The 19253-nt window shown below is 41.4% G+C and carries 16 protein-coding genes and 1 other annotated feature; of the genes, 12 read left to right on the top strand and 4 right to left on the bottom strand.

Annotation, left to right across the window (positions count from 1 at the left end; genetic code table 11):
• Positions 1 to 69: 69 nt before the first annotated feature.
• Positions 70 to 2400, top strand: a complete 2331-nt coding sequence (gene lon, locus IEW67_RS01755) for an endopeptidase La (RefSeq protein WP_188631327.1) — start codon at positions 70 to 72, stop codon at positions 2398 to 2400.
• The gene (gene yihA, locus IEW67_RS01750; RefSeq protein ID WP_188631326.1) at positions 2387 to 2968 is read left to right on the top strand and encodes a ribosome biogenesis GTP-binding protein YihA/YsxC; all 582 of its coding nucleotides are present in this window, start codon (positions 2387 to 2389) and stop codon (positions 2966 to 2968) included. The genes lon and yihA overlap by 14 nt, the downstream gene beginning before the upstream one ends.
• 91 nt (positions 2969 to 3059) lie before the next feature.
• Here yihA and IEW67_RS01745 read toward each other — a convergent pair whose 3' ends face one another.
• Complete coding sequence (locus IEW67_RS01745; RefSeq protein WP_188631325.1) at positions 3060 to 3542, bottom strand: LiaI-LiaF-like domain-containing protein; 483 nt, start codon at positions 3540 to 3542, stop codon at positions 3060 to 3062.
• Positions 3543 to 3802: 260 nt separating this feature from the next.
• Between IEW67_RS01745 and hemA the strand changes: the two genes are divergently transcribed.
• From hemA to IEW67_RS01705, 8 genes are all read left to right on the top strand, one after another.
• Positions 3803 to 5173, top strand: coding sequence for a glutamyl-tRNA reductase (gene hemA / locus IEW67_RS01740; protein WP_188631324.1), 1371 nt, complete (start codon positions 3803 to 3805; stop codon positions 5171 to 5173).
• Positions 5174 to 5191: 18 nt separating this feature from the next.
• Positions 5192 to 6013 carry a cytochrome C assembly family protein gene (locus IEW67_RS01735; RefSeq protein ID WP_188631323.1) on the top strand — a complete coding sequence of 274 codons (822 nt, stop codon included), beginning with the start codon at positions 5192 to 5194 and terminating at the stop codon, positions 6011 to 6013.
• Between the two features lie 21 nt (positions 6014 to 6034).
• The gene (hemC, locus tag IEW67_RS01730; RefSeq protein ID WP_188631322.1) at positions 6035 to 6964 is read left to right on the top strand and encodes a hydroxymethylbilane synthase; all 930 of its coding nucleotides are present in this window, start codon (positions 6035 to 6037) and stop codon (positions 6962 to 6964) included.
• Entirely contained in the window at positions 6964 to 7737 is a 774-nt protein-coding gene (locus IEW67_RS01725; RefSeq protein ID WP_188631321.1) for a uroporphyrinogen-III synthase, read from the top strand. The genes hemC and IEW67_RS01725 overlap by 1 nt, the downstream gene beginning before the upstream one ends.
• A 6-nt stretch (positions 7738 to 7743) precedes the next feature.
• Positions 7744 to 8724, top strand: coding sequence for a porphobilinogen synthase (gene hemB, locus IEW67_RS01720; protein ID WP_188631320.1), 981 nt, complete (start codon positions 7744 to 7746; stop codon positions 8722 to 8724).
• A gap of 40 nt (positions 8725 to 8764) precedes the next feature.
• Positions 8765 to 10057, top strand: a complete 1293-nt coding sequence (hemL, locus tag IEW67_RS01715; RefSeq protein WP_373288468.1) for a glutamate-1-semialdehyde 2,1-aminomutase — start codon at positions 8765 to 8767, stop codon at positions 10055 to 10057.
• A gap of 192 nt (positions 10058 to 10249) precedes the next feature.
• Positions 10250 to 11308 (top strand): stage VI sporulation protein D, encoded by a 1059-nt coding sequence (gene spoVID / locus IEW67_RS01710; RefSeq protein WP_229671644.1) that lies wholly within the window; start codon positions 10250 to 10252, stop codon positions 11306 to 11308.
• Between the two features lie 68 nt (positions 11309 to 11376).
• The gene (locus tag IEW67_RS01705; RefSeq protein WP_188631319.1) at positions 11377 to 12378 is read left to right on the top strand and encodes a protein kinase family protein; all 1002 of its coding nucleotides are present in this window, start codon (positions 11377 to 11379) and stop codon (positions 12376 to 12378) included.
• Here IEW67_RS01705 and IEW67_RS01700 read toward each other — a convergent pair.
• Positions 12375 to 12563, bottom strand: a complete 189-nt coding sequence (locus IEW67_RS01700; RefSeq protein ID WP_188631318.1) for a YszA family small membrane protein — start codon at positions 12561 to 12563, stop codon at positions 12375 to 12377. The genes IEW67_RS01705 and IEW67_RS01700 overlap by 4 nt on opposite strands.
• 119 nt (positions 12564 to 12682) lie before the next feature.
• Positions 12683 to 12907, top strand: a binding site (T-box leader).
• A gap of 101 nt (positions 12908 to 13008) precedes the next feature.
• Between IEW67_RS01700 and IEW67_RS01695 the strand changes: the two genes are divergently transcribed.
• Complete coding sequence (locus tag IEW67_RS01695) at positions 13009 to 15633, top strand: valine--tRNA ligase (RefSeq protein WP_188631378.1); 2625 nt, start codon at positions 13009 to 13011, stop codon at positions 15631 to 15633.
• 31 nt (positions 15634 to 15664) lie between these two features.
• Here the strand turns inward: IEW67_RS01695 and IEW67_RS01690 are convergent, their stop codons facing one another.
• Positions 15665 to 16531, bottom strand: coding sequence for an ATP-grasp domain-containing protein (locus IEW67_RS01690; RefSeq protein WP_188631317.1), 867 nt, complete (start codon positions 16529 to 16531; stop codon positions 15665 to 15667).
• Positions 16532 to 16540: 9 nt separating this feature from the next.
• Positions 16541 to 17434, bottom strand: a complete 894-nt coding sequence (locus IEW67_RS01685) for an ATP-grasp domain-containing protein (RefSeq protein WP_188631316.1) — start codon at positions 17432 to 17434, stop codon at positions 16541 to 16543.
• Positions 17435 to 17835: 401 nt separating this feature from the next.
• On the opposite strand from IEW67_RS01685, the gene IEW67_RS01680 reads away from it, so the two are divergent.
• Positions 17836 to 19131 (top strand): bifunctional folylpolyglutamate synthase/dihydrofolate synthase, encoded by a 1296-nt coding sequence (locus tag IEW67_RS01680; RefSeq protein WP_188631315.1) that lies wholly within the window; start codon positions 17836 to 17838, stop codon positions 19129 to 19131.
• Positions 19132 to 19253: the final 122 nt, after the last annotated feature.

The raw sequence follows: 19253 nt of genomic DNA, 5'->3' as shown, positions 1-19253 counted from the left end.
ATAAGTAAGTTTTCTTTAGACTTTAAACAATATATAAAAATCCAAGTATAGATGGAGGTATACATAACAATGACCAAAGAACCGGCACAATTGCCCCTTCTGCCGCTAAGAGGGTTGCTCGTTTTTCCATCTATGGTATTGCATCTGGATGTTGGACGTGATAAATCCGTCGCAGCTCTGGAAAAAGCTATGATGGGGGATCAGACGATATTCCTGGCAGCCCAGAAACAAGTCAGCCTGGAAAAACCGGAATCAAAGGATATTTATCACGTCGGTACAGTGGCATATGTTAAACAGATGCTGAAACTTCCCAATGGCACTATACGCGTATTAGTGGAGGGCCTTCACCGTGGGGAAATCACCCGTTTCATCGATGAAAATGAGGAATTCACAGTCGAATTTCTCCAGCTGGAAGACATGCACGGTGAAGAGACTGAAGAAGAAGCGCTTATGCGTTCGCTGCTCAGGCAATTCGAACAATACATAAAAGTTTCCCAGAAAATAACGAAAGAAACATTGGCAACCGTTTCTGATATTGATCAGCCAAGCAGATTTGCGGATATTGTCACATCTCATCTGTCTCTGAAAATAAAAGATAAACAGGATTTACTGGAAATGGTGAATGTCAAAGAACGTCTGCAGTATTTGATTCAACTGATCACAGATGAAAAGAAAGTACTTGATTTAGAAAAGAAAATCGGCCAGCGTGTCAAAACATCGATGGAAAAGACGCAAAAAGAGTATTATTTGCGCGAACAATTGAAGGCAATCCAGAAAGAACTGGGTGAAAAAGAGGGGCAATCCGGTGAGGCAGAACAATTAAGAGAAAAAGTTGAAGCATCTGAAATGCCGGAAAGGATTGCAGATATTGCAAAGAAGGAATTGAACCGGTTCGAAAAAGTTCCGCAAAGTTCTGCTGAAAGTTCAGTTATACGGAATTATATTGAATGGCTTTTAGCATTGCCATGGATAGAAAAAACCAAGGACGCCATCGAGATTGACAAAGCTCAAAACATACTTGATGCCGATCATTATGGTCTTGATAAGGTAAAGGAACGTATTCTAGAGTACCTTGCAGTCCAAAAATTAACACAGTCCATTAAAGGACCGATTCTTTGCCTTGTTGGGCCGCCGGGGGTCGGGAAAACGTCTTTGGCTAAATCAATCGCCCGTTCTATCAATCGGAATTTTGTCCGGATTTCACTTGGCGGCATCCGGGATGAGGCTGAAATCCGCGGGCATCGCCGTACATACATCGGCGCTATGCCAGGCAGGATTATTCAGGGAATGAAAAATGCCAAAACAGTTAACCCGGTGTTTTTGCTTGATGAAGTTGATAAAATGGCCAGTGATTTTCGGGGTGATCCATCCGCAGCAATGCTTGAGGTGCTGGATCCTGAACAAAACAGCAACTTCAGCGACCACTTCATTGAAGAAACATATGACTTATCGAATGTCCTGTTTATTGCTACCGCTAATTATGTTCATGATATTCCAGAGCCTTTATTGGACCGGATGGAACTTATAAGGATTGCAGGTTATACAGAAGTTGAAAAGCTGCATATCGCCAAAGAACATTTATTTCCAAAACAACTGCGGGAAAACGGACTAAAAAAAGAAAATTTGCAGATACGTGATGATGCTCTTCTGAAGTTGATCAGGACATATACACGCGAAGCAGGGGTTCGGGATCTTGAACGTCAACTGGCCAACCTTTGCCGTAAATCAGCGAAGAAAATCATTTCAGGTGAAAAGAAACGTGTCGTCGTTACGGCAAAAAATATGGAAAAACTGTTGGGCCAATCTCTTTACAGGTATGGATTGAGAGAACAAGAAAATCAGGTGGGCGCTGCTACGGGCTTGGCGTATACCACTGTAGGTGGAGATATCCTGTCGATTGAAGTATCCCATTATCCCGGTAAAGGAAAGTTAACACTCACAGGAAAGCTGGGAGATGTGATGCAGGAATCTGCTCAGGCAGCCTTCAGCTACATTCGGTCCCGTGCTGAAGAATTGAACATTGATCCTGATTTTCACGAAAAAAATGATATTCATATTCATGTTCCTGAGGGTGCGACGCCAAAAGATGGACCGTCGGCCGGCATAACCATGGCCACGGCTCTCGTATCGGTATTAACCGGCAGACCAGTAAAAAAAGAAGTTGGTATGACAGGGGAAATAACATTAAGAGGCAGAGTGCTGCCTATCGGCGGATTAAAGGAAAAATCGCTTAGTGCACATAGAGCAGGTCTGACAAAAATTATCATACCGGCAGAAAATGAAAAAGATATTGAAGATATACCAGAAAGCGTGCGTGATGATTTGACCTTCATAAAGGTCACACATTTGGATCAAGTACTGGAACACGCACTAACGGAGGAGAAACATGAAAGTTACTGAAGCAGAAATTGTTATAAGTGCTGTGAGCAAAAAGCAATATCCAAATGACCGGCTGCCGGAAATTGCTTTAGCCGGCCGATCAAATGTAGGGAAATCATCCTTCATCAATAAACTCATCCAGCGTAAAAATTTGGCCCGTACTTCTTCCAAGCCAGGTAAAACGCAAACGATCAACTTTTATAGGATAAACAATATGTTTTATTTTACGGATGTTCCCGGCTATGGCTATGCAAAGGTTTCCAAAAAAGAACGGGAAAAATGGGGAGTCATGATGGAGGAGTATTTTGCAACGCGTGATACGTTGAAAGCCTGTATAATGATTACCGATATCCGGCATAAACCAACCGAAGATGATTTATTAATGTATGATTTTCTAAAATATTATGAACTGCCTGTCATTGTGATAGCAACAAAACTCGATAAAATTGCTAAAGGAAAGAAAGCCGGTCATATAAAACAGACACATGAAACACTGCAGATTGAATCCAATGATATTATTGTTCCTTTCTCTGCAGAAACCGGAGAAGGAAAAAATGACGCCTGGCGTGCCATTAAGCCATTTTTATAATTCAGGCATCAAAAATATCCGGCCGAAATATGGGGCCGGATTATTTTGCCTCAAGCAACAATAAACCTTTCTTCAGACTTAATGTTACACATTATTTTTTTCGCCTTAGCCAATAGATACCAATACCAATCAGGATTAACGGCCAAAACCGTTCAAGCAACGCTGTTAAATCATAAATCCATTCCAATGATGCCGGCAATCGGACCGAAAACATAAAAAGGATAGATAAGGCAGTAATAATAACCCCTGTAAACACACCATGTTTGGTCCTTAATCCGCGTACAATAAAGGCAATTCCGACGATGAGTGGATATACCGCCCAATGATCAATCCAGAACGTATAATGCCTAAGCCCGTGGAAGTGAATGCCCAGGCCTAGCACAATCGTTCCACTCAGCAAATGCTGATAATCCCTGGACGTGTAACTATGTATAAGTAAGGCTATCCCAATAATAATAAGTAACGTTGGCCATGAATAAAAATCGGTTACAATGGGTAATCTTAGCTCACGTAACAAAAAGTAAACGCCTATGCCGATTAACATATATGCTGCAAATGAATGTTGTCGTTTCACAATGCTCACCAGCCTTCAAATAATACCTTTTAAAGCTCCATTTTGACTTAACCTATAACTTGTTTAGTTTTCCCATTTGGCGCTTTTCTTGCGTCTTCTGAATGCGTATGATAAAGTACAGGCGGATTATCATACAAATGAAGTACGATCTGAGTGTATATTTTGTTTCAAAATCTGTTCACATTCTAAAACAATTAATATGCATTGTCCATGTTATAATAAGAACTAACTGTTGTTTAAAGTTTTTGGGGGAATTTATAGTGCACTTAATTAAAGTTGGTTTTAATTACAAATCGGCCCCGCTTAAAATCAGGGAGCGGTTCATGATTTCTGAAGAGCATATTGCTGAAGCGATGATAAAACTGAAGGAGCAGAAAAGCATTCTGGAAAATGTCATTGTTTCCACTTGCAACCGTACAGAAATTTATGCAGTGACTGATCAAGTCCACACAGGCCGCTATTATATCAAACAATTCCTTGCTGACTGGCTTGAGGTTGATAAGGAAGAAGTATCACCATACCTGCGCATTACCGAAAGCGATGCAACGGTTGAACATTTATTCCGGGTAGCTTCTGGTCTCGATTCGATGATCTTGGGCGAAACCCAAATTTTAGGACAAATTAAAGATGCCTTTTTGACTGCGCAGAAAAGTCAGACGACCGGCACCATTTTTAATGAGTTGTTCAAGCAGGCTATCACGTTTGCCAAGAAGGCCCACAAAGATACAGGTGTTGGGGAACATGCGGTGTCTGTAAGTTATGCGGCTGTTGAACTGGCTAAGAAAATTTTCGGCGACTTACAGGAAAAGCATGTTGTCATACTTGGGGCCGGAGAAATGGGTGAACTGGCGGCTAAAAATATTCACGGTTCCGGAGCGTCGAATATTACAGTGGTCAACCGCACGTTTGAAAAGGCCCGTCAGATGGCAGAAATGTTTAAAGCGCAGGCTAAGTCTGTTGATGAATTGCACGAATTGCTTCATGATGCGGATATACTTATCAGTTCCACAGGATCAGATGCTGTTATGTTATCTAAGGAATCGGTTGAAAGCATACAGAAAAAACGCAAAGGAAAACCGCTATTTCTGGTTGATATTGCCGTTCCGAGAGATTTAGATTCGTCCATTGGCGAATTGGATAATGTCTTCCTGTATGATATTGATGATCTCCAGCATATCGTTGATGAAAATCTGGCAGCCCGAAAAGCTGCAGCCGAAAAAATTGAAATGCTTCTTGAAGGCGAAATCGTTGCTTTTAATGAGTGGGTACAAACACTCGGCGTTGTTCCCGTAATATCGGCACTTCGCAAAAAGGCGTTATCCATACAAGCGGAAACTATGAAAAGTATTGAACGAAAAATGCCGGATTTAACAGCGCGAGAGAAGAAAGTGTTAAATAAACATACAAAGAGTATCGTGAATCAAATGTTAAAACAACCGGTGACACAAGCTAAGGAATTAGCAGCAAATGATAATAAGGAAGAAGCGCTTCAACAATTTATCGACATCTTCGGAATTGAACAAGATGTTCAGGAAGAATTCCACAAACAGGCTAAAAAAAATAATCCAACGGTTCAAGAACAAGACGAAAAAGTATCCTCTCCTGTTACACAAAGTTTATCTTTACGGTAAAACGAAAGGATTCTCGTTATGGAAGAATCAAAATGGCTTTATGAACTTATACTGATTATTTATGGATTAAGCCTTGTAGGGTATTTCATTGAATTTATACAAAACAACCGGAAGGCTGACACGATTGCCTTCTGGCTGCTTAGTATGGTTTGGCTTATGCAAACCGTTTTTTTGTTACGGCAACTATTTATCGAGAAAAGCTTCCCAGTGCTGACATTAAATGACGGATTTTCATTTTACGCCTGGGTACTGATTTCGCTCTCACTTATTTTAAGTAAATATTTCAGGGTCCAGTTCATGCTGTTCTTTATTAACTTGCTTGGTTTTTTCGTTCTTTTATTATCTATTTCAACCAAAGCAGCGGAATACATGCAGGGTCAAGGCATTGAATTGGTTCATGAAATGTTGATAACCCATATAACATTAGCCATTATATCGTATGGTTTTTTTACTATTTCGTTTATTTTTTCGTTTATGTATCTAATCCAATACCGGTTTTTAAAACGTAAAAAGGGTTTTCGCTGGGTTTGGCGGATCGGTGACTTGAATCAGCTTGATCAGTTTTCATTTAAAGCGGTGACAATCGGTGTGCCGCTCCTGACAATTGCGATTGTCCTTGGCGTTGCCTGGGCTTATGCTGCAAATGCTGAATTTTATTGGTTTGATCCGAAAACAATCGGATCAATACTTGTACTCATCGTGTATGTTTTTTACCTGCTGCTTAGATTAACGAGGGGGTATCAAGGAAGGGCGATTTCTGTTTATAACACAGCGGCTTTTCTTGTTTTACTGATAAATTTTTTTCTGTTCAGCAGTTTATCTAATTTTCATTTACAATAGCTCCCATAAGGAGGAATCCAGTTGCGACATATTGTTATCGGATCACGAAAAAGCAATCTGGCATTAACCCAGACAGATTGGGTGATTGACCAGTTGAAACAAGCCGGCATTACCAATTCATTCGAAGTAAAAAAAATTGTTACACGTGGTGATCAAATTCTAAATGTGACATTGTCAAAAGTTGGTGGCAAAGCTCTTTTTGTCAAAGAGATTGAGAGGGCAATGTATGAAAAAGAAGTTGATTTTGCTGTCCACAGTATGAAAGATATGCCATCAGAAATGCCTGAGGGTCTTGTCATCACGTCAATCCCCGTTAGAGAAGACCATCGTGACGCTTATATTGCTAAACACAATGTTGCTTTAAAGGATTTACCTGAGGGGGCTATTGTTGGCACAAGCAGTCTAAGACGAAAGGCACAAATCCTGGCAGAGCGTCCTGATCTTGAAATTAAATGGATTCGCGGCAACATTGAATCCCGTATCCGTAAACTAAATGAGGAAGATTACGATGCCATTATTTTGGCGGTATCCGGCTTGAAACGAGTTGGCCTGAGTGAAGAGCTTATTACGGAATATCTTGAGCCGGATGTTTGTGTGCCTTCAGCAGGACAAGGCGCATTGGCAATTGAGTGCCGAAAAGACGATGATGAATTACGCGAATTGCTGGATGCTATCAGCGACCCCGATACGACTAAAACAGTTACCGCGGAACGAACCTTTTTAAAATTATTGGAAGGCAGCTGTTCTGTCCCTATCGGCGGGTACGCTTCTTTAAACGGCGATGAAATATTTATGACTGCGTTTGTCGGGACTACAGATGGTAAAACGTTATTAAAGGAAGTTGTACGTGGAACTGACCCTGAAAGCGTCGGGACAGAAGCAGCGCAAAAGCTGATAGCCCGGGGTGCTAAAGACATTATTGAACAAGTAAAAAAGGAGCTTGACAGTTAATGGTTCTGCCGTTAAATGGCAAACAAATTTTAATCACCCGGGAAGAAAAGCAGGCTAAGGAATTCACACATCAAGTCATGCAGTCCGGCGGTGTGCCTATAGAAGTGCCGCTATTAAAAATCACTTGTAAATATGATGAAGTCTTAGCACAATTGAATAAAAAACGGAAGCTGTTCCGATGGCTTTTTTTTACGAGTACAAACGGGGTGCGTTGCTTTTTTCAGATTTTGAAAGAATCCGATATAAGTCATGATTTTTTAGCTGAAAGCAAATTTGCCGCGGTTGGCCATAAAACCGCGAGGGAGCTGGAGAGTTATGGTTATCAGGCAGACTTTATCCCGAGCACGTATAGTGCGGAATCTATGACAAAAGATTTTTTCACCGAATACTCTCAAATTGAAGAACCGGTTCTGATCGTGAGGGGAAATAGATCGCGGAATGTTCTACCACTTTGGTTAAAAGGGCAGGAAGTTCAATTTGAAACGGTGGAAGTTTATGAAACAGGCAGTCATTTATCAGAAAAAGATAACTTAAATGCGACATTGAACCGGCAAAATCTTGATGCCATCACATTTACAAGTCCGTCTTCGGTCGATGCATTTATGGAAATGAAAGATAAACAGTATATGAACTTTCCACCAATTGTTTGTATTGGAACAACTACCAAAGATCGGGCTTCTGAGTGGGAGTTAACCAATCTCCTTGTGCCAGGGGAATTTACCATTGATGGCATGATGACCCTTATGGAAGAGTATTTCAAGCAGAAAGGATAGATTGATATGACAAACGATTGGGAATTCAAGCGGCACCGCCGTCTCCGTTCTTCATCTGCCATGCGCTCGCTGGTCCGTGAAAATCACATTAAAGTGGATGATTTTATTTATCCGCTCTTCATCATTGAAGGGGATAATATAAAAAATGAAGTGCCATCCATGCCAGGTGTTTTTCAAATCTCTCTTGACCATGTAAAAGCGGAGATGGAGGAATTAAAGACACTTGGTATTAAAGCTGTTATGCTGTTTGGCGTTCCAAATGAAAAAGATGAAAAAGGAACAGGAGCGTTTGATGAGAATGGTATTGTGCAGCAGGCCACTCGGCTGATTAAAAAAGAAATGCCGGAAATGCTTGTTGTTGCTGACACATGTCTATGCGAATATACATCACATGGTCATTGCGGCGTGATTTATAATCATGATGTCGACAATGATGAATCTCTGGAATTGCTGGCTCAAACTGCGGTATCACAGGTACAGGCCGGTGCAGACATCATTGCGCCATCCAATATGATGGATGGTTTTGTAACAGTTATCCGTCAGGCATTGAATGAGGCTGGATACAAAAACATCCCTATTATGTCATATGCTGTAAAATATGCCTCGGCGTTTTTCGGTCCATTCCGTGAGGCCGCTGATAGTGAACCACAATTTGGCGACCGTAAAACGTATCAGATGGATCCTTCAAATCGACGTGACGCCCTGCGTGAAGCAGAAACGGATATTGAAGAGGGAGCAGATTTCCTAATTGTGAAACCCGCCATGTCATTTTTGGATATTGTTCGAGATGTGCGCAGTCACTTTAACGCGCCAATTGTTGCCTATAATGTAAGTGGTGAATATTCAATGGTAAAAGCGGCTGCACAGAACGGTTGGATTAATGAAAGAGAGCTGGTTCTGGAAAAACTGACTGCTATGAAACGAGCGGGTGCGGATTTAATTATTTCTTATTTTGCCAAAGATGTGGCAAAATGGCTTCAGGGCTGATACGAAATCCGAAGATAAAATATTTAAATAAGGGTGAAGTATGGTGCGAAATTTTGATAGGTCACAAAATGCGTATGAAAAAGCGATAGATTTAATGCCAGGAGGCGTGAACTCTCCTGTACGTGCTTTTAGATCTGTCGGCATGTCCCCGATTTTTATGCAAGAGGGGAAGGGTTCTAAAATAACGGATATTGACGGTAACGAATATATCGACTATGTTTTGAGCTGGGGACCTCTTATTTTAGGGCATGCTGATGATCGTGTCGTTTCAGGTCTGAATGATGCTGTCGCTAAAGGTACAAGTTTTGGTACTCCAACCATTCAGGAAAACAAGCTTGCCGAGCTTGTTATCGACCGTGTTCCTTCAATTGAGATGCTGAGGATGGTCAACTCGGGCACTGAAGCGACGATGAGTGCGTTGCGCATCGCCCGTGGCTATACAGGGCGCAGTAAAATCCTGAAATTTGAAGGCAACTATCACGGCCATAGTGACTCTTTGCTTATAAAAGCAGGTTCCGGTGTTGCAACACTTGGCTTGCCGGATAGTCCGGGTGTCCCTGAGTCGATTGTACAAAATACGATTACAGTGCCTTATAACGATGTTGAAAGTGTGCGCTATGCATTTTCCGAATATGGTGACGATATTGCCGCTGTCATTGCAGAGCCTGTTTCTGGAAATATGGGGGTTGTCCCGCCGCAGGAAAACTTTCTGCAGGAGTTAAGAAAAATAACTGAAGATAATGGATCACTCCTGATTTTCGATGAGGTTATGACAGGATTCCGTGTTGGTTATAATTGTGCTCAAGGCTACTTTGGCGTAACACCTGACATGACTTGTCTAGGAAAAGTAATCGGTGGCGGTCTGCCTGTTGGTGCTTATGGAGGTAAGCGCGAAATTATTGAAAGTGTAGCACCAACCGGTTCAATTTATCAAGCCGGTACTTTATCCGGTAACCCGCTTGCTATGACAGCAGGGTATGAAACATTAAATGCACTTGATGAATCATCGTATGAAGACATCAACCAAAAAGTTGATAAGTTAGTGGAAGGATATAAACAAGCTTCCATTGATTACAATATTCCGATTCATATAAACCGTGCGGGATCGATGGTTGGTTTCTTCTTTACAAATGAGCCTGTCACGAACTTTGAAACAGCTCAAAATGCCAATCTTGACTATTTTGCTCAGTACTACCGATCTATGATAGAACAAGGGATATTCTTGCCGCCGTCACAATTTGAAGGGGTATTTTTGTCAACCGCCCATACTGATGAAGATATCGACACAACCATCCAAGCGGTTCGCACGGCTTTTTCAAAAATTGAAAAGTAACTATAAAAAGCTATTCCGGGTTATTCGGAATAGCTTTTTATATAGTGCAGGCAGCCTATTTAAAAAAATACCTGTATTGATCACACACCCCTGTAAAAATGGGGGATGTTTTGCATATCCTTTCATTTTGCGTCATATAGTTGAAATGAGACAAATAAGTATATGGGTTACATGCAGAAGGGAGGTAGTCGTTTGGGAAATGAACAAGAAGTATTTCGCTTTGATTTGAATGAATCGCTCTATTTTGAACAAGGACAGGAAGTTGGTGAAATGACGGGAATTTCACTGGACCCGGACATTTCCATCCAGGCATTTAATGACTATGTTTCAATCAGGGGTGTTATTGAGCTTAGTGGCTCATACCAAAAAGAAGTTACAGCCTGGGAAAAGGAGGAAACGGCGCTGGGTTCTGACGATTATCATTCGAAACGGTATGTAGAAAAAGTCGTCGGACTGGATGATGATCAGGCAGAATTTATACATCGTTTCCCTGTTGAAATATCCGTTCCTGCAAATCGAGTATCTGATTTAGATGATGTTACTGTCGCTATTGAATCATTTGATTATGAAGTGCCAAATCAAAATCAGCTTAAATTAAGTTCCACTATTGAAATCCATGGTATACACGACGAAACAGTAGATACTTCTGAAAGTGAACAGGAAAACGAACCAGTTTCGCCACCTCGAAATGACGAGACATTTGATTTTGACATAAAGATGAAAAAAGAAGAACAGCTGGAAACTGACGAACCTTTTTACGAAGAGCATCCTCCTGCACTGCCTTCGGAAGAAGAGCAACATAATCAGGTGAATGAGGATGATGCTGAAGAGGATCAATCTCCTTCAAGAATTCCGTGGAAGAGCAAAAAGTCACAAACACTATCCGAATTTTTTGGCAATAATGTAGAGGAGTTGTCACAGCAAGGGGAATCCGTGGAGGAGGAGTCATATACTGAAAACGCGGAGGATCCTCCCGATTTTTCCGTGTATCATGATGAAGGCCTTGCAGAATCAGAGGAATCAGAGGAAGCACCTGAGGATGTTCGTTATTTAGCTGATATGTTCAGGAATGACGAGGAAGAAAAGTATACTAAGATGCGATTATGTATTGTACAGTACAATGATACACTAGAGGGAATCGCAGAACGTTATGAAGTATCCGCTCTCCAGTTGCTAAAACAAAATCGGATGACTGAAGAGGGGATTGAAGAAGGACAATTGCTTTATATTCCATACAAGAAACATTCATAGGAAACGCCCCTTGCTTATTTGAGGTAAGGGGTATCAGTGTTTTTCGCAGAAGGTGGTGATCGGTACGTATGGCGGTGATTGAGAGGATAATCAGGGCATACGGGATTTCCCCATACTATATCAAAAAAGTATCAGAACGGCTGTATATAGTAAATGATGGGCAACATTCCTATGCCCTAAAACAAAGCAAATTAACGGATCATACGATTCAAGATTGGCAGCTGGTTTATCATCAGGCATATGCCCATAACTTATCAGCCATACTGCCGGTTTATCTAACAGAACAATCCGGCTTATATGTGAAAATGGAAGGCTTATATTATTATCTGACCCCATGGATAGGTGATAAAGCCCCCGGTTATGAGCAGGTCGCTACAAATATATATAAAATGCTCGGTGACGTCCATGCAGAAACGAAACAATCAATTTCGATTAATACTGAACCTATTATTCAGGATTTCAAACGTTACCAAAAATATTGTGCTGAATGCCAGAATAAATTGCTCTCTTTTGTAGAAATATTTGAACAGAACCGGTTTATGTCACCCTTTGAATGGCAGGTTTGTACACACTACCATATGCTGGTGAAAGTACTGGATGCACTGAATCAATTGATTGAACGACTGAAGGATGAACTGGCACATGAGCAAAAATGGGATTACAGTCTTCTACACGGGAATCCCGATCTCTCCCATTGTGTTCATGGCCATAATACTTATCTTATCAACTGGGAAGATGCGGCGTATGATAATGCGGTGCTTGACTTATCAACCTTGCTTAAAAGACAGGCACAATACGATGGTGCTGATAGTGAGCATTTGGCAGAGTTGTTCAAAGTATATAAAAATAAAAATCAACTGAGCGCTAGTGAACAATACTTGCTATCGATTTATTTAATGGATCCCGCTGAATACATTACGCTAATCGAACAGTACGTTTCAAATACTGGACAGAGGGAAATGGTTAAACGGGTTCAACTACTACAACGTGCGTTCCGTCGCCTGGAATTCGGATTTCGCTGGTCAGAGCAGATTGAAAACGATGATTCTGAAAATAAATATGAGGATTAAATCCATTCCAGATAAAATGCAATAAACAAACCTGTGAATGCTCCAAGCAAAAATACATCCAGGGATGTCGGAAATAGAAGTGTACGTATTAATTGAAAAATGAGTATCGGCAGGGTCACTTTTTCAATGACAGTAATACAGTTTCGTGCCCAAGGCGGCAGCCTGTATCGATAATAACGCGCCATTTGGGTTCACCTCTTTCCTGTTTTCCTGTAATATAATATGAATACGTTAGGGTTTTTTGTGCCATTCTTATCGTAATAGTTGATTTTGCTATATAAAAACGGTAAAATAACAGCAATAATTAATTGCAATGATTGGGAAGAGTATAGATTCGTTACCCGAAAGAGAGGGGATGTCGGTGGGAATTTCCCGGGAAAAGCGATTCTGGAAGGTCGCCCATGAGGCTGCTTCTTTGAATTTAGTAGAAGAATGCCGGTTGATGACCGTTATCAATGATGAGTGTATAGGTGTATGTCGCCTATAAACAAAGGTGGTACCACGGAAGCCAATCCTTTTCGTCCTTTTTGGATGAAAAGGATTTTGTTTTTTAATAAATAATTTGGAAAACAGTCTTATTCAATATTCTGATTGAAGGAGGAACCCGCTTTGAATAACAATAACAAATTAATGATGTCAACAAAGTACAACCCGAAAGAAATTGAAAAGGACAGGTATCGATTTTGGGTGGAGGGTAAATTTTTCGAAGCAACAGGCGATAAGGAAAAAGAACCATTTACCATTGTGATACCGCCGCCGAATGTGACAGGCAGACTGCATTTGGGCCATGCTTGGGACACAACGATGCAGGATACGATTTCCAGAATGAAACGGATGCAGGGCTATGATGTGCTGTGGCTGCCAGGCATGGATCACGCGGGGATTGCCACACAGGCAAAAGTCGAAGCAAAACTGAAAGAGCAAGGGAAAAACAGGCACGACTTGGGACGGGAAAAATTCTTGGATGTATCTTGGGACTGGAAGGGAGAATATGCCGATTTTATCCGCTCCCAATGGGAAAAATTAGGTTTGGGTCTGGACTATTCCCGAGAACGATTTACTCTTGATGATGGATTATCTGATGCTGTCCGGGAAGTGTTTGTAAGCTTATATGAGAAAGGCCTGATTTATCGGGGAGAGTATATCATCAATTGGGACCCGGATACGAAGACGGCTCTTTCCGATATTGAAGTTGAATATGCGGAAGTACAGGGCAAATTTTATCATATGCGCTACCCTATTAAAGAGAGCGATGAGACGATTGAGATCGCAACAACCCGGCCGGAAACGATGCTTGGGGATACAGCAGTTGCGGTTCACCCGGACGATGATCGTTATCAGCATTTAATCGGTAAAACAGTCATTTTGCCGATTGTTGGTCGTGAGCTTGAGATTGTCGCTGATGCATATGTTGATATGGAATTGGGTTCAGGTGCAGTGAAAATAACGCCAGCTCATGATCCGAATGATTTTGAAATTGGCAATCGCCATGAACTTGAACGTGTTCTTGTAATGAATGAAAATGGCTCAATGAATGAAAATGCCGGCCGTTATAAGGGAATGGATCGGTTCGCATGCCGAAAGCAAATTGTAAGAGATCTGCAAGAGAAGGATGTACTGTTTGATATCGAGGACCACGTTCATCAGGTAGGCCATTCCGAACGGAGCGGAGCTGTTGTTGAACCTTACTTGTCAACACAATGGTTTGTTAATATGCAACCACTGGCAGATGCTGCCATTGAACTGCAGGGGGGCGATGGAAAAGTCAATTTTGTCCCTGAGAGATTTGAAAGGACTTATTTGCATTGGCTGGAAAATATCCGTGACTGGTGTATTTCCCGTCAGCTTTGGTGGGGACACCGCATCCCGGCTTGGTACCATCAAGAGACAGGTGAGCTGTATGTCGGAAAAGAAGCACCATCTGATATTGAAAAATGGGTGCAGGACGAGGATGTACTTGATACATGGTTTTCGTCAGCATTATGGCCATTCTCAACAATGGGGTGGCCTGATGAGGAATCTGAAGACTTCAAGCGATACTTTCCTACAGACGTACTTGTAACCGGGTATGATATCATTTTTTTCTGGGTTGCCCGGATGATTTTTCAGTCCAAACAATTTACCGGCAAACGTCCATTTAAGGATGTTCTGATCCATGGTCTGATCCGCGATGCACAAGGCCGGAAAATGAGCAAATCACTTGGCAATGGCGTCGATCCGATGGATGTAATCGATCAGTACGGAGCTGATTCACTGCGCTATTTCTTGCTGACGGGTTCGACCCCTGGACAAGACTTGCGTTTCCACTGGGAAAAAATTGAAGCAACATGGAATTTCGCCAACAAAGTCTGGAATGCTTCCCGGTTTTCCCTCATGAATATGGAAAACTTTTCTTATGAAGATATTGATTTAAGCAGCGAAAAATCACTTGCAGATAAATGGATTTTGACGCGGTTAAACGAAACGATTGAGCACGTGACTAAGAATACGAATAAATATGAATTTGGAGAAGCAGGTCGTCATTTATACAATTTCATATGGGATGAACTGTGTGATTGGTATATCGAAATGGCAAAACTGCCGCTTTACGGCGATGATGACGAACAAAAATTAACGACACGTTCGGTGCTTGCCCATGTTCTTGATCAGACGATGCGGATGCTACATCCTTATATGCCGTTTGTGACTGAGGAAATTTGGCAGCAGCTTCCACATCATGGTGAATCCATCACGGTGTCACAGTGGCCGAAAGTTAAGTCGGAATTTCACGATGAAAAAGCATCCAGCGAGATGAAACGGCTGGTTTCTATCATCAAATCAGTTAGAAATATTCGGGCTGAGGTTGACACACCATTATCCAAGCAAATTAAATTGCTTATTAAAACCGAAGATGAAAAGATTGCATCAGAGCTTGAATTTAACCGCAGTTATCTGGAACGGTTCTGCAATCCAAGCGAATTAGTTATCTCAACTAATGCGGAAGCACCGGAAAAAGCTATGTCAGCGGTTGTCACCGGAGCAGAATTATTCTTGCCGCTTGAGGGGCTGATTGATATTGATAAAGAAATCGGACGCCTGGAAAAAGACATGACAAAATGGACAAAAGAAGTGGAACGCGTGCAGAAAAAACTGGCAAATGATAACTTTGTCAATAAAGCACCGGACCATGTTGTTAACGAAGAGAGGCAGAAAGAGAAGGATTATCTCGAAAAACAGGCTAAAGTAAAGGAGCGGCTTGAAGAGCTAAAATCATAATTAACTGAAGGGTTGTATAAAAAGCGGGAATTCATGATTGACGAGAATTACCGCTTTTTATATATGCTACGTATTTTTTTAAGATATTCAGGTCACTCACAGCGCTTAGCGTACGAGATCCGACCACATCTTCTATCTCGTTAAAAACAAACTCTCCATTATAATCCAGCAGAAAATCAATGCCGACTAATCCAAAAGAAAAACATTCACAGATTTGTTTCACCAGCGATTTTTCATGCGGTTTTAAGTTGTACCAGGAGGCAGTGCCGCCAAGCTTGTAATTGGCACGAAAATCATGTTGGTTCTCCCGCAGGACAGCGCCAATAACTTCTGATCCAATGACAAAGACTCGCACGTCTTTACCGGGCTGCACATTTGTTGCTGATTGCACAACCAGATCACCTCTCGGCTCAAATTCTTTCAGTTTGCGCCACTCTTGAGTGTTCCTTACCAGAAAAATTTCACTTCCACCTCTTCCATAAGTCCCTTTAATCACAAATGGAAAAGTCAGAGGAGGCAATTCGGGCAGACCTGTTTTTCCTGAAATAAACAGGGTATCTGCCATTGGTATAGATAATTTGCTCAAGTGAAAGTGTGTCAGCGCTTTGTCATTACAAATAGCGGCTGTTTCCGCTGAATTATAGACTGATACGCCGAAAGATTCGAGCTGCCGGCTAAAGAGCGGCTCAATTGTCCGGACGACTGCAAAATCAGGCAATGTTACTGTTTCGCCATCAAGTGTGATTATACGATTACTGTCAAGCACTCCAATCGTTAAATCCTCTCTTAAGACAAAACGCAGTGATATGTTTTGCAAGTGCGCTTCTTCAAGGAACCAATTGATATATGTTTTGTTGTGTTCCGCATCGTGTTTATTATAAATTAGCCACCCGTTCATAACAGTCCCTCACTTAAATTTATGTCTGATATAGCGAATTATGAAATCAGCAACATTGATGCCGGTACAGTCAAACATATTACGGATATGAGCGTTCGAGTTAATTTCACAAATAAGCGGCGAGTTGTCAGATCCAGATAACAAATCCACACCGGCAAAATCAGCTCCAATTACTTTGGCAGCTCTGACAGCAAGCTCTTTCTCCATAGAAGCTGGACGGTAGGCTTGCATTGTACCGCCGGCCGTAACGTTTGTCCGAAAATCACTTTCCGCGTGACGGGACATGGCGGCAACAACCTTATCACCAACAACATGCAGGCGGATGTCTTTTCCATAACTTGAAGCAATAAATTCCTGGAGCATAAACGGATGGTTTTGCAACTGCCCGATTTTTTCAGCTAATTCATCTTCCGTATCAACAAGATGGACTTGTTCACCAAAGGATCCGAATGCTTCTTTGACAATCATGGGAAAGCCGAGAGCATCAATTGCTTTGTGATAATCGTCGATTGGATTCTCTACTGTCTTATGAAATGATTTTGGAGCAACGACCGTCTTGGGGACAGGTAATTGATTCAAAGCTAATAATTGATACGAGGCGATTTTGTCGTCACTTATCGCAATTGTCTCCGAACTGTTGAACACCGGAATCCCCAGTAATTCGAGCTGTTTTGCCAGGTATATGTCTTTATCGGCAAAAACGACAAAATCAGGAAGTTTATCGCTGCCGATACCAAGCAGGTGTATTGATTCGGTGGTGAGCAGTCCAAGCAGTTCGCTATTTTTGTAAATTTTTGTGTCTATCTGCTGTTTGGATGCGGCTTGTTGAATCCATTCAGCGAAATCAAGGAATTTATTGCCGCGCAAGTAGCCGTTATAAATAACCCAGCCGCTCAAATTCATACTGGTCTTCCTTTCTGTATTCAAATTGTGTTGAATTATTGCTATAATAGTGCTGTTTCAATTGAACACCTTAGGTGGCCCTTAATAAGAGATTCCATTCTCTAAAACTCATGAACATAGCAAAAGCCTTGGAGCCTTGGACATAACTAAGATGTACAATGCTAAAGACGAACGATATTCCGCTTGAGCGGAGGAAATATACATAGACTCCTGCGGGAGTATAGGCATAGGCGAGACCCCGCAGTGCGTCAGCACGAGGAGGATCACCAGCTTCCCTAAGGTGTGCGAAGTATATTTTCGGAGCGATATATACGCTCCAACTAGTTCGGATTTGCCTTAATAAAACTACTTTTGTCCAAGGCACCTAGCTTACACAATAAATGAAAAGCGGTGTGCACGATATGTTTGAACAATTTTTTCAAGTAAAAGCTTTCTTCCAAGTGCGTAAGCAGTATGGTGTTAAACCAGGCCTGGAGCGTATATACAAACTTTTGGATCTTTTGGACAACCCGGAAAGAAAGATGAATGCTGTTCATGTCGCCGGGACCAATGGCAAAGGTTCAACTGTTCATTTTTTGAACCAAGCACTGATTGCAAACGGCTATACGGTCGGTGTTTTTAATTCACCAAGTCTTAAAGGATTAACTGGACACATTTTATGTAATGATAACAGTATCACAGAAAATACGTTCATGTATTATTTTAATAAGGTGTATCCTTTTATACGCCAATTGGATGAACAGCAGCGTCATCCGACCGAATTTGAAATCCTGACTGTCATTGCTTTCTTATATTTTGCCGACCATACAGATATTGCGTTAGTTGAAGCGGGAATGGGCGGTAGGGAAGATACAACCAATTGTTTTGATCCCATCTTGTCCATTATAACAAATATATCGTGGGATCATACGGAATTTCTCGGAAAAAATATAGAATCAATTGCGTATCATAAAGCAGGAATTATAAAGAAAAACAGACCAATTATTGTGGGGGAAATGAGTGACAATGCAACATCGGTCATTTATGCGGAAGCACAGAAAAAAAATGCGCCACTATACAGGATGGGTGACGCATTTCAATATAAGATAACCAATGTTAAAGGTAATCATCAGACATTCCAATGGGGTACCATTTCTGGTATCAATATGGAAATAAGGCTACAGGCAGCGGGCGGTCATCAAGTACAAAATGCTTCCCTAGCTATTATGGCACTTGTACTGTTTGAGAAGAAAGGATTCAGACTGAACCGTTACGATTATTTGAAAGGTCTAATAACCGCTCAGCTCCCTGGGCGGTTTGAGCAAATTCATTCGAGACCAGCTATCATACTTGATGGTGCTCACAATCCAGCGGGTGCACAGGCATTCAAAGAAACGCTTGAAGCCAACTTCAAAAATACCGAGAACCATCTCATTTTTGCTGTGTTTAAGGATAAAGATTTAAAACGAATGCTCGAGATATTGGAACCTCATTTCTCTACTATTACATTGACGACATTTGATCATCCGCGGGCTGCGGAGGTTGAGCAGCTTGGGGAAATCGGCATTCATGCCGAACTCCGGAATGACTGGCGTCATGCCATCAGACAAATCAGCTTTGAACAGAAGGATGAAGATGTCTGTTATTTTATAACCGGTTCATTACATTTTATTGCAATGGTTAGAAAGTATGCTGAAGACATGACGGAATGGTTGTAACAAGAACAGTTCAGCATTAAAACATTTTCACTTTGGATTTTATATTTGTTGTATTATGTTGAAAGTTTTTTTGAAAGACTGACAATAATCGTCTAACTTTTTACTCTCCATATGCTAGAGTT

This window comes from Lentibacillus kapialis (genome assembly GCF_014646635.1).
GTDB classification, from domain to species: domain Bacteria; phylum Bacillota; class Bacilli; order Bacillales; family Amphibacillaceae; genus Lentibacillus; species Lentibacillus kapialis.
Note: the sequence above shows the minus strand (reverse complement) of the source record. Positions and strands in the feature narration are given on the sequence as shown.

Excerpts from the sequence above, each read along its gene's own strand:
- hemB (WP_188631320.1), top strand. The coding sequence starts at position 7,744 with ATGACAAACGATTGGGAATTCAAGCGGCACCGCCGTCTCCGTTCTTCA.
- IEW67_RS01685 (WP_188631316.1), bottom strand. The coding sequence starts at position 17,434 with ATGAATTTGAGCGGCTGGGTTATTTATAACGGCTACTTGCGCGGCAAT.
- yihA (WP_188631326.1), top strand. The coding sequence starts at position 2,387 with ATGAAAGTTACTGAAGCAGAAATTGTTATAAGTGCTGTGAGCAAAAAG.
- IEW67_RS01735 (WP_188631323.1), top strand. The coding sequence starts at position 5,192 with ATGGAAGAATCAAAATGGCTTTATGAACTTATACTGATTATTTATGGA.
- IEW67_RS01680 (WP_188631315.1), top strand. The coding sequence starts at position 17,836 with ATGTTTGAACAATTTTTTCAAGTAAAAGCTTTCTTCCAAGTGCGTAAG.
- IEW67_RS01700 (WP_188631318.1), bottom strand. The coding sequence starts at position 12,563 with ATGGCGCGTTATTATCGATACAGGCTGCCGCCTTGGGCACGAAACTGT.
- hemL (WP_373288468.1), top strand. The coding sequence starts at position 8,765 with ATGGTGCGAAATTTTGATAGGTCACAAAATGCGTATGAAAAAGCGATA.
- IEW67_RS01705 (WP_188631319.1), top strand. The coding sequence starts at position 11,377 with ATGGCGGTGATTGAGAGGATAATCAGGGCATACGGGATTTCCCCATAC.
- IEW67_RS01725 (WP_188631321.1), top strand. The coding sequence starts at position 6,964 with ATGGTTCTGCCGTTAAATGGCAAACAAATTTTAATCACCCGGGAAGAA.
- IEW67_RS01695 (WP_188631378.1), top strand. The coding sequence starts at position 13,009 with ATGATGTCAACAAAGTACAACCCGAAAGAAATTGAAAAGGACAGGTAT.
- IEW67_RS01690 (WP_188631317.1), bottom strand. The coding sequence starts at position 16,531 with ATGAACGGGTGGCTAATTTATAATAAACACGATGCGGAACACAACAAA.
- lon (WP_188631327.1), top strand. The coding sequence starts at position 70 with ATGACCAAAGAACCGGCACAATTGCCCCTTCTGCCGCTAAGAGGGTTG.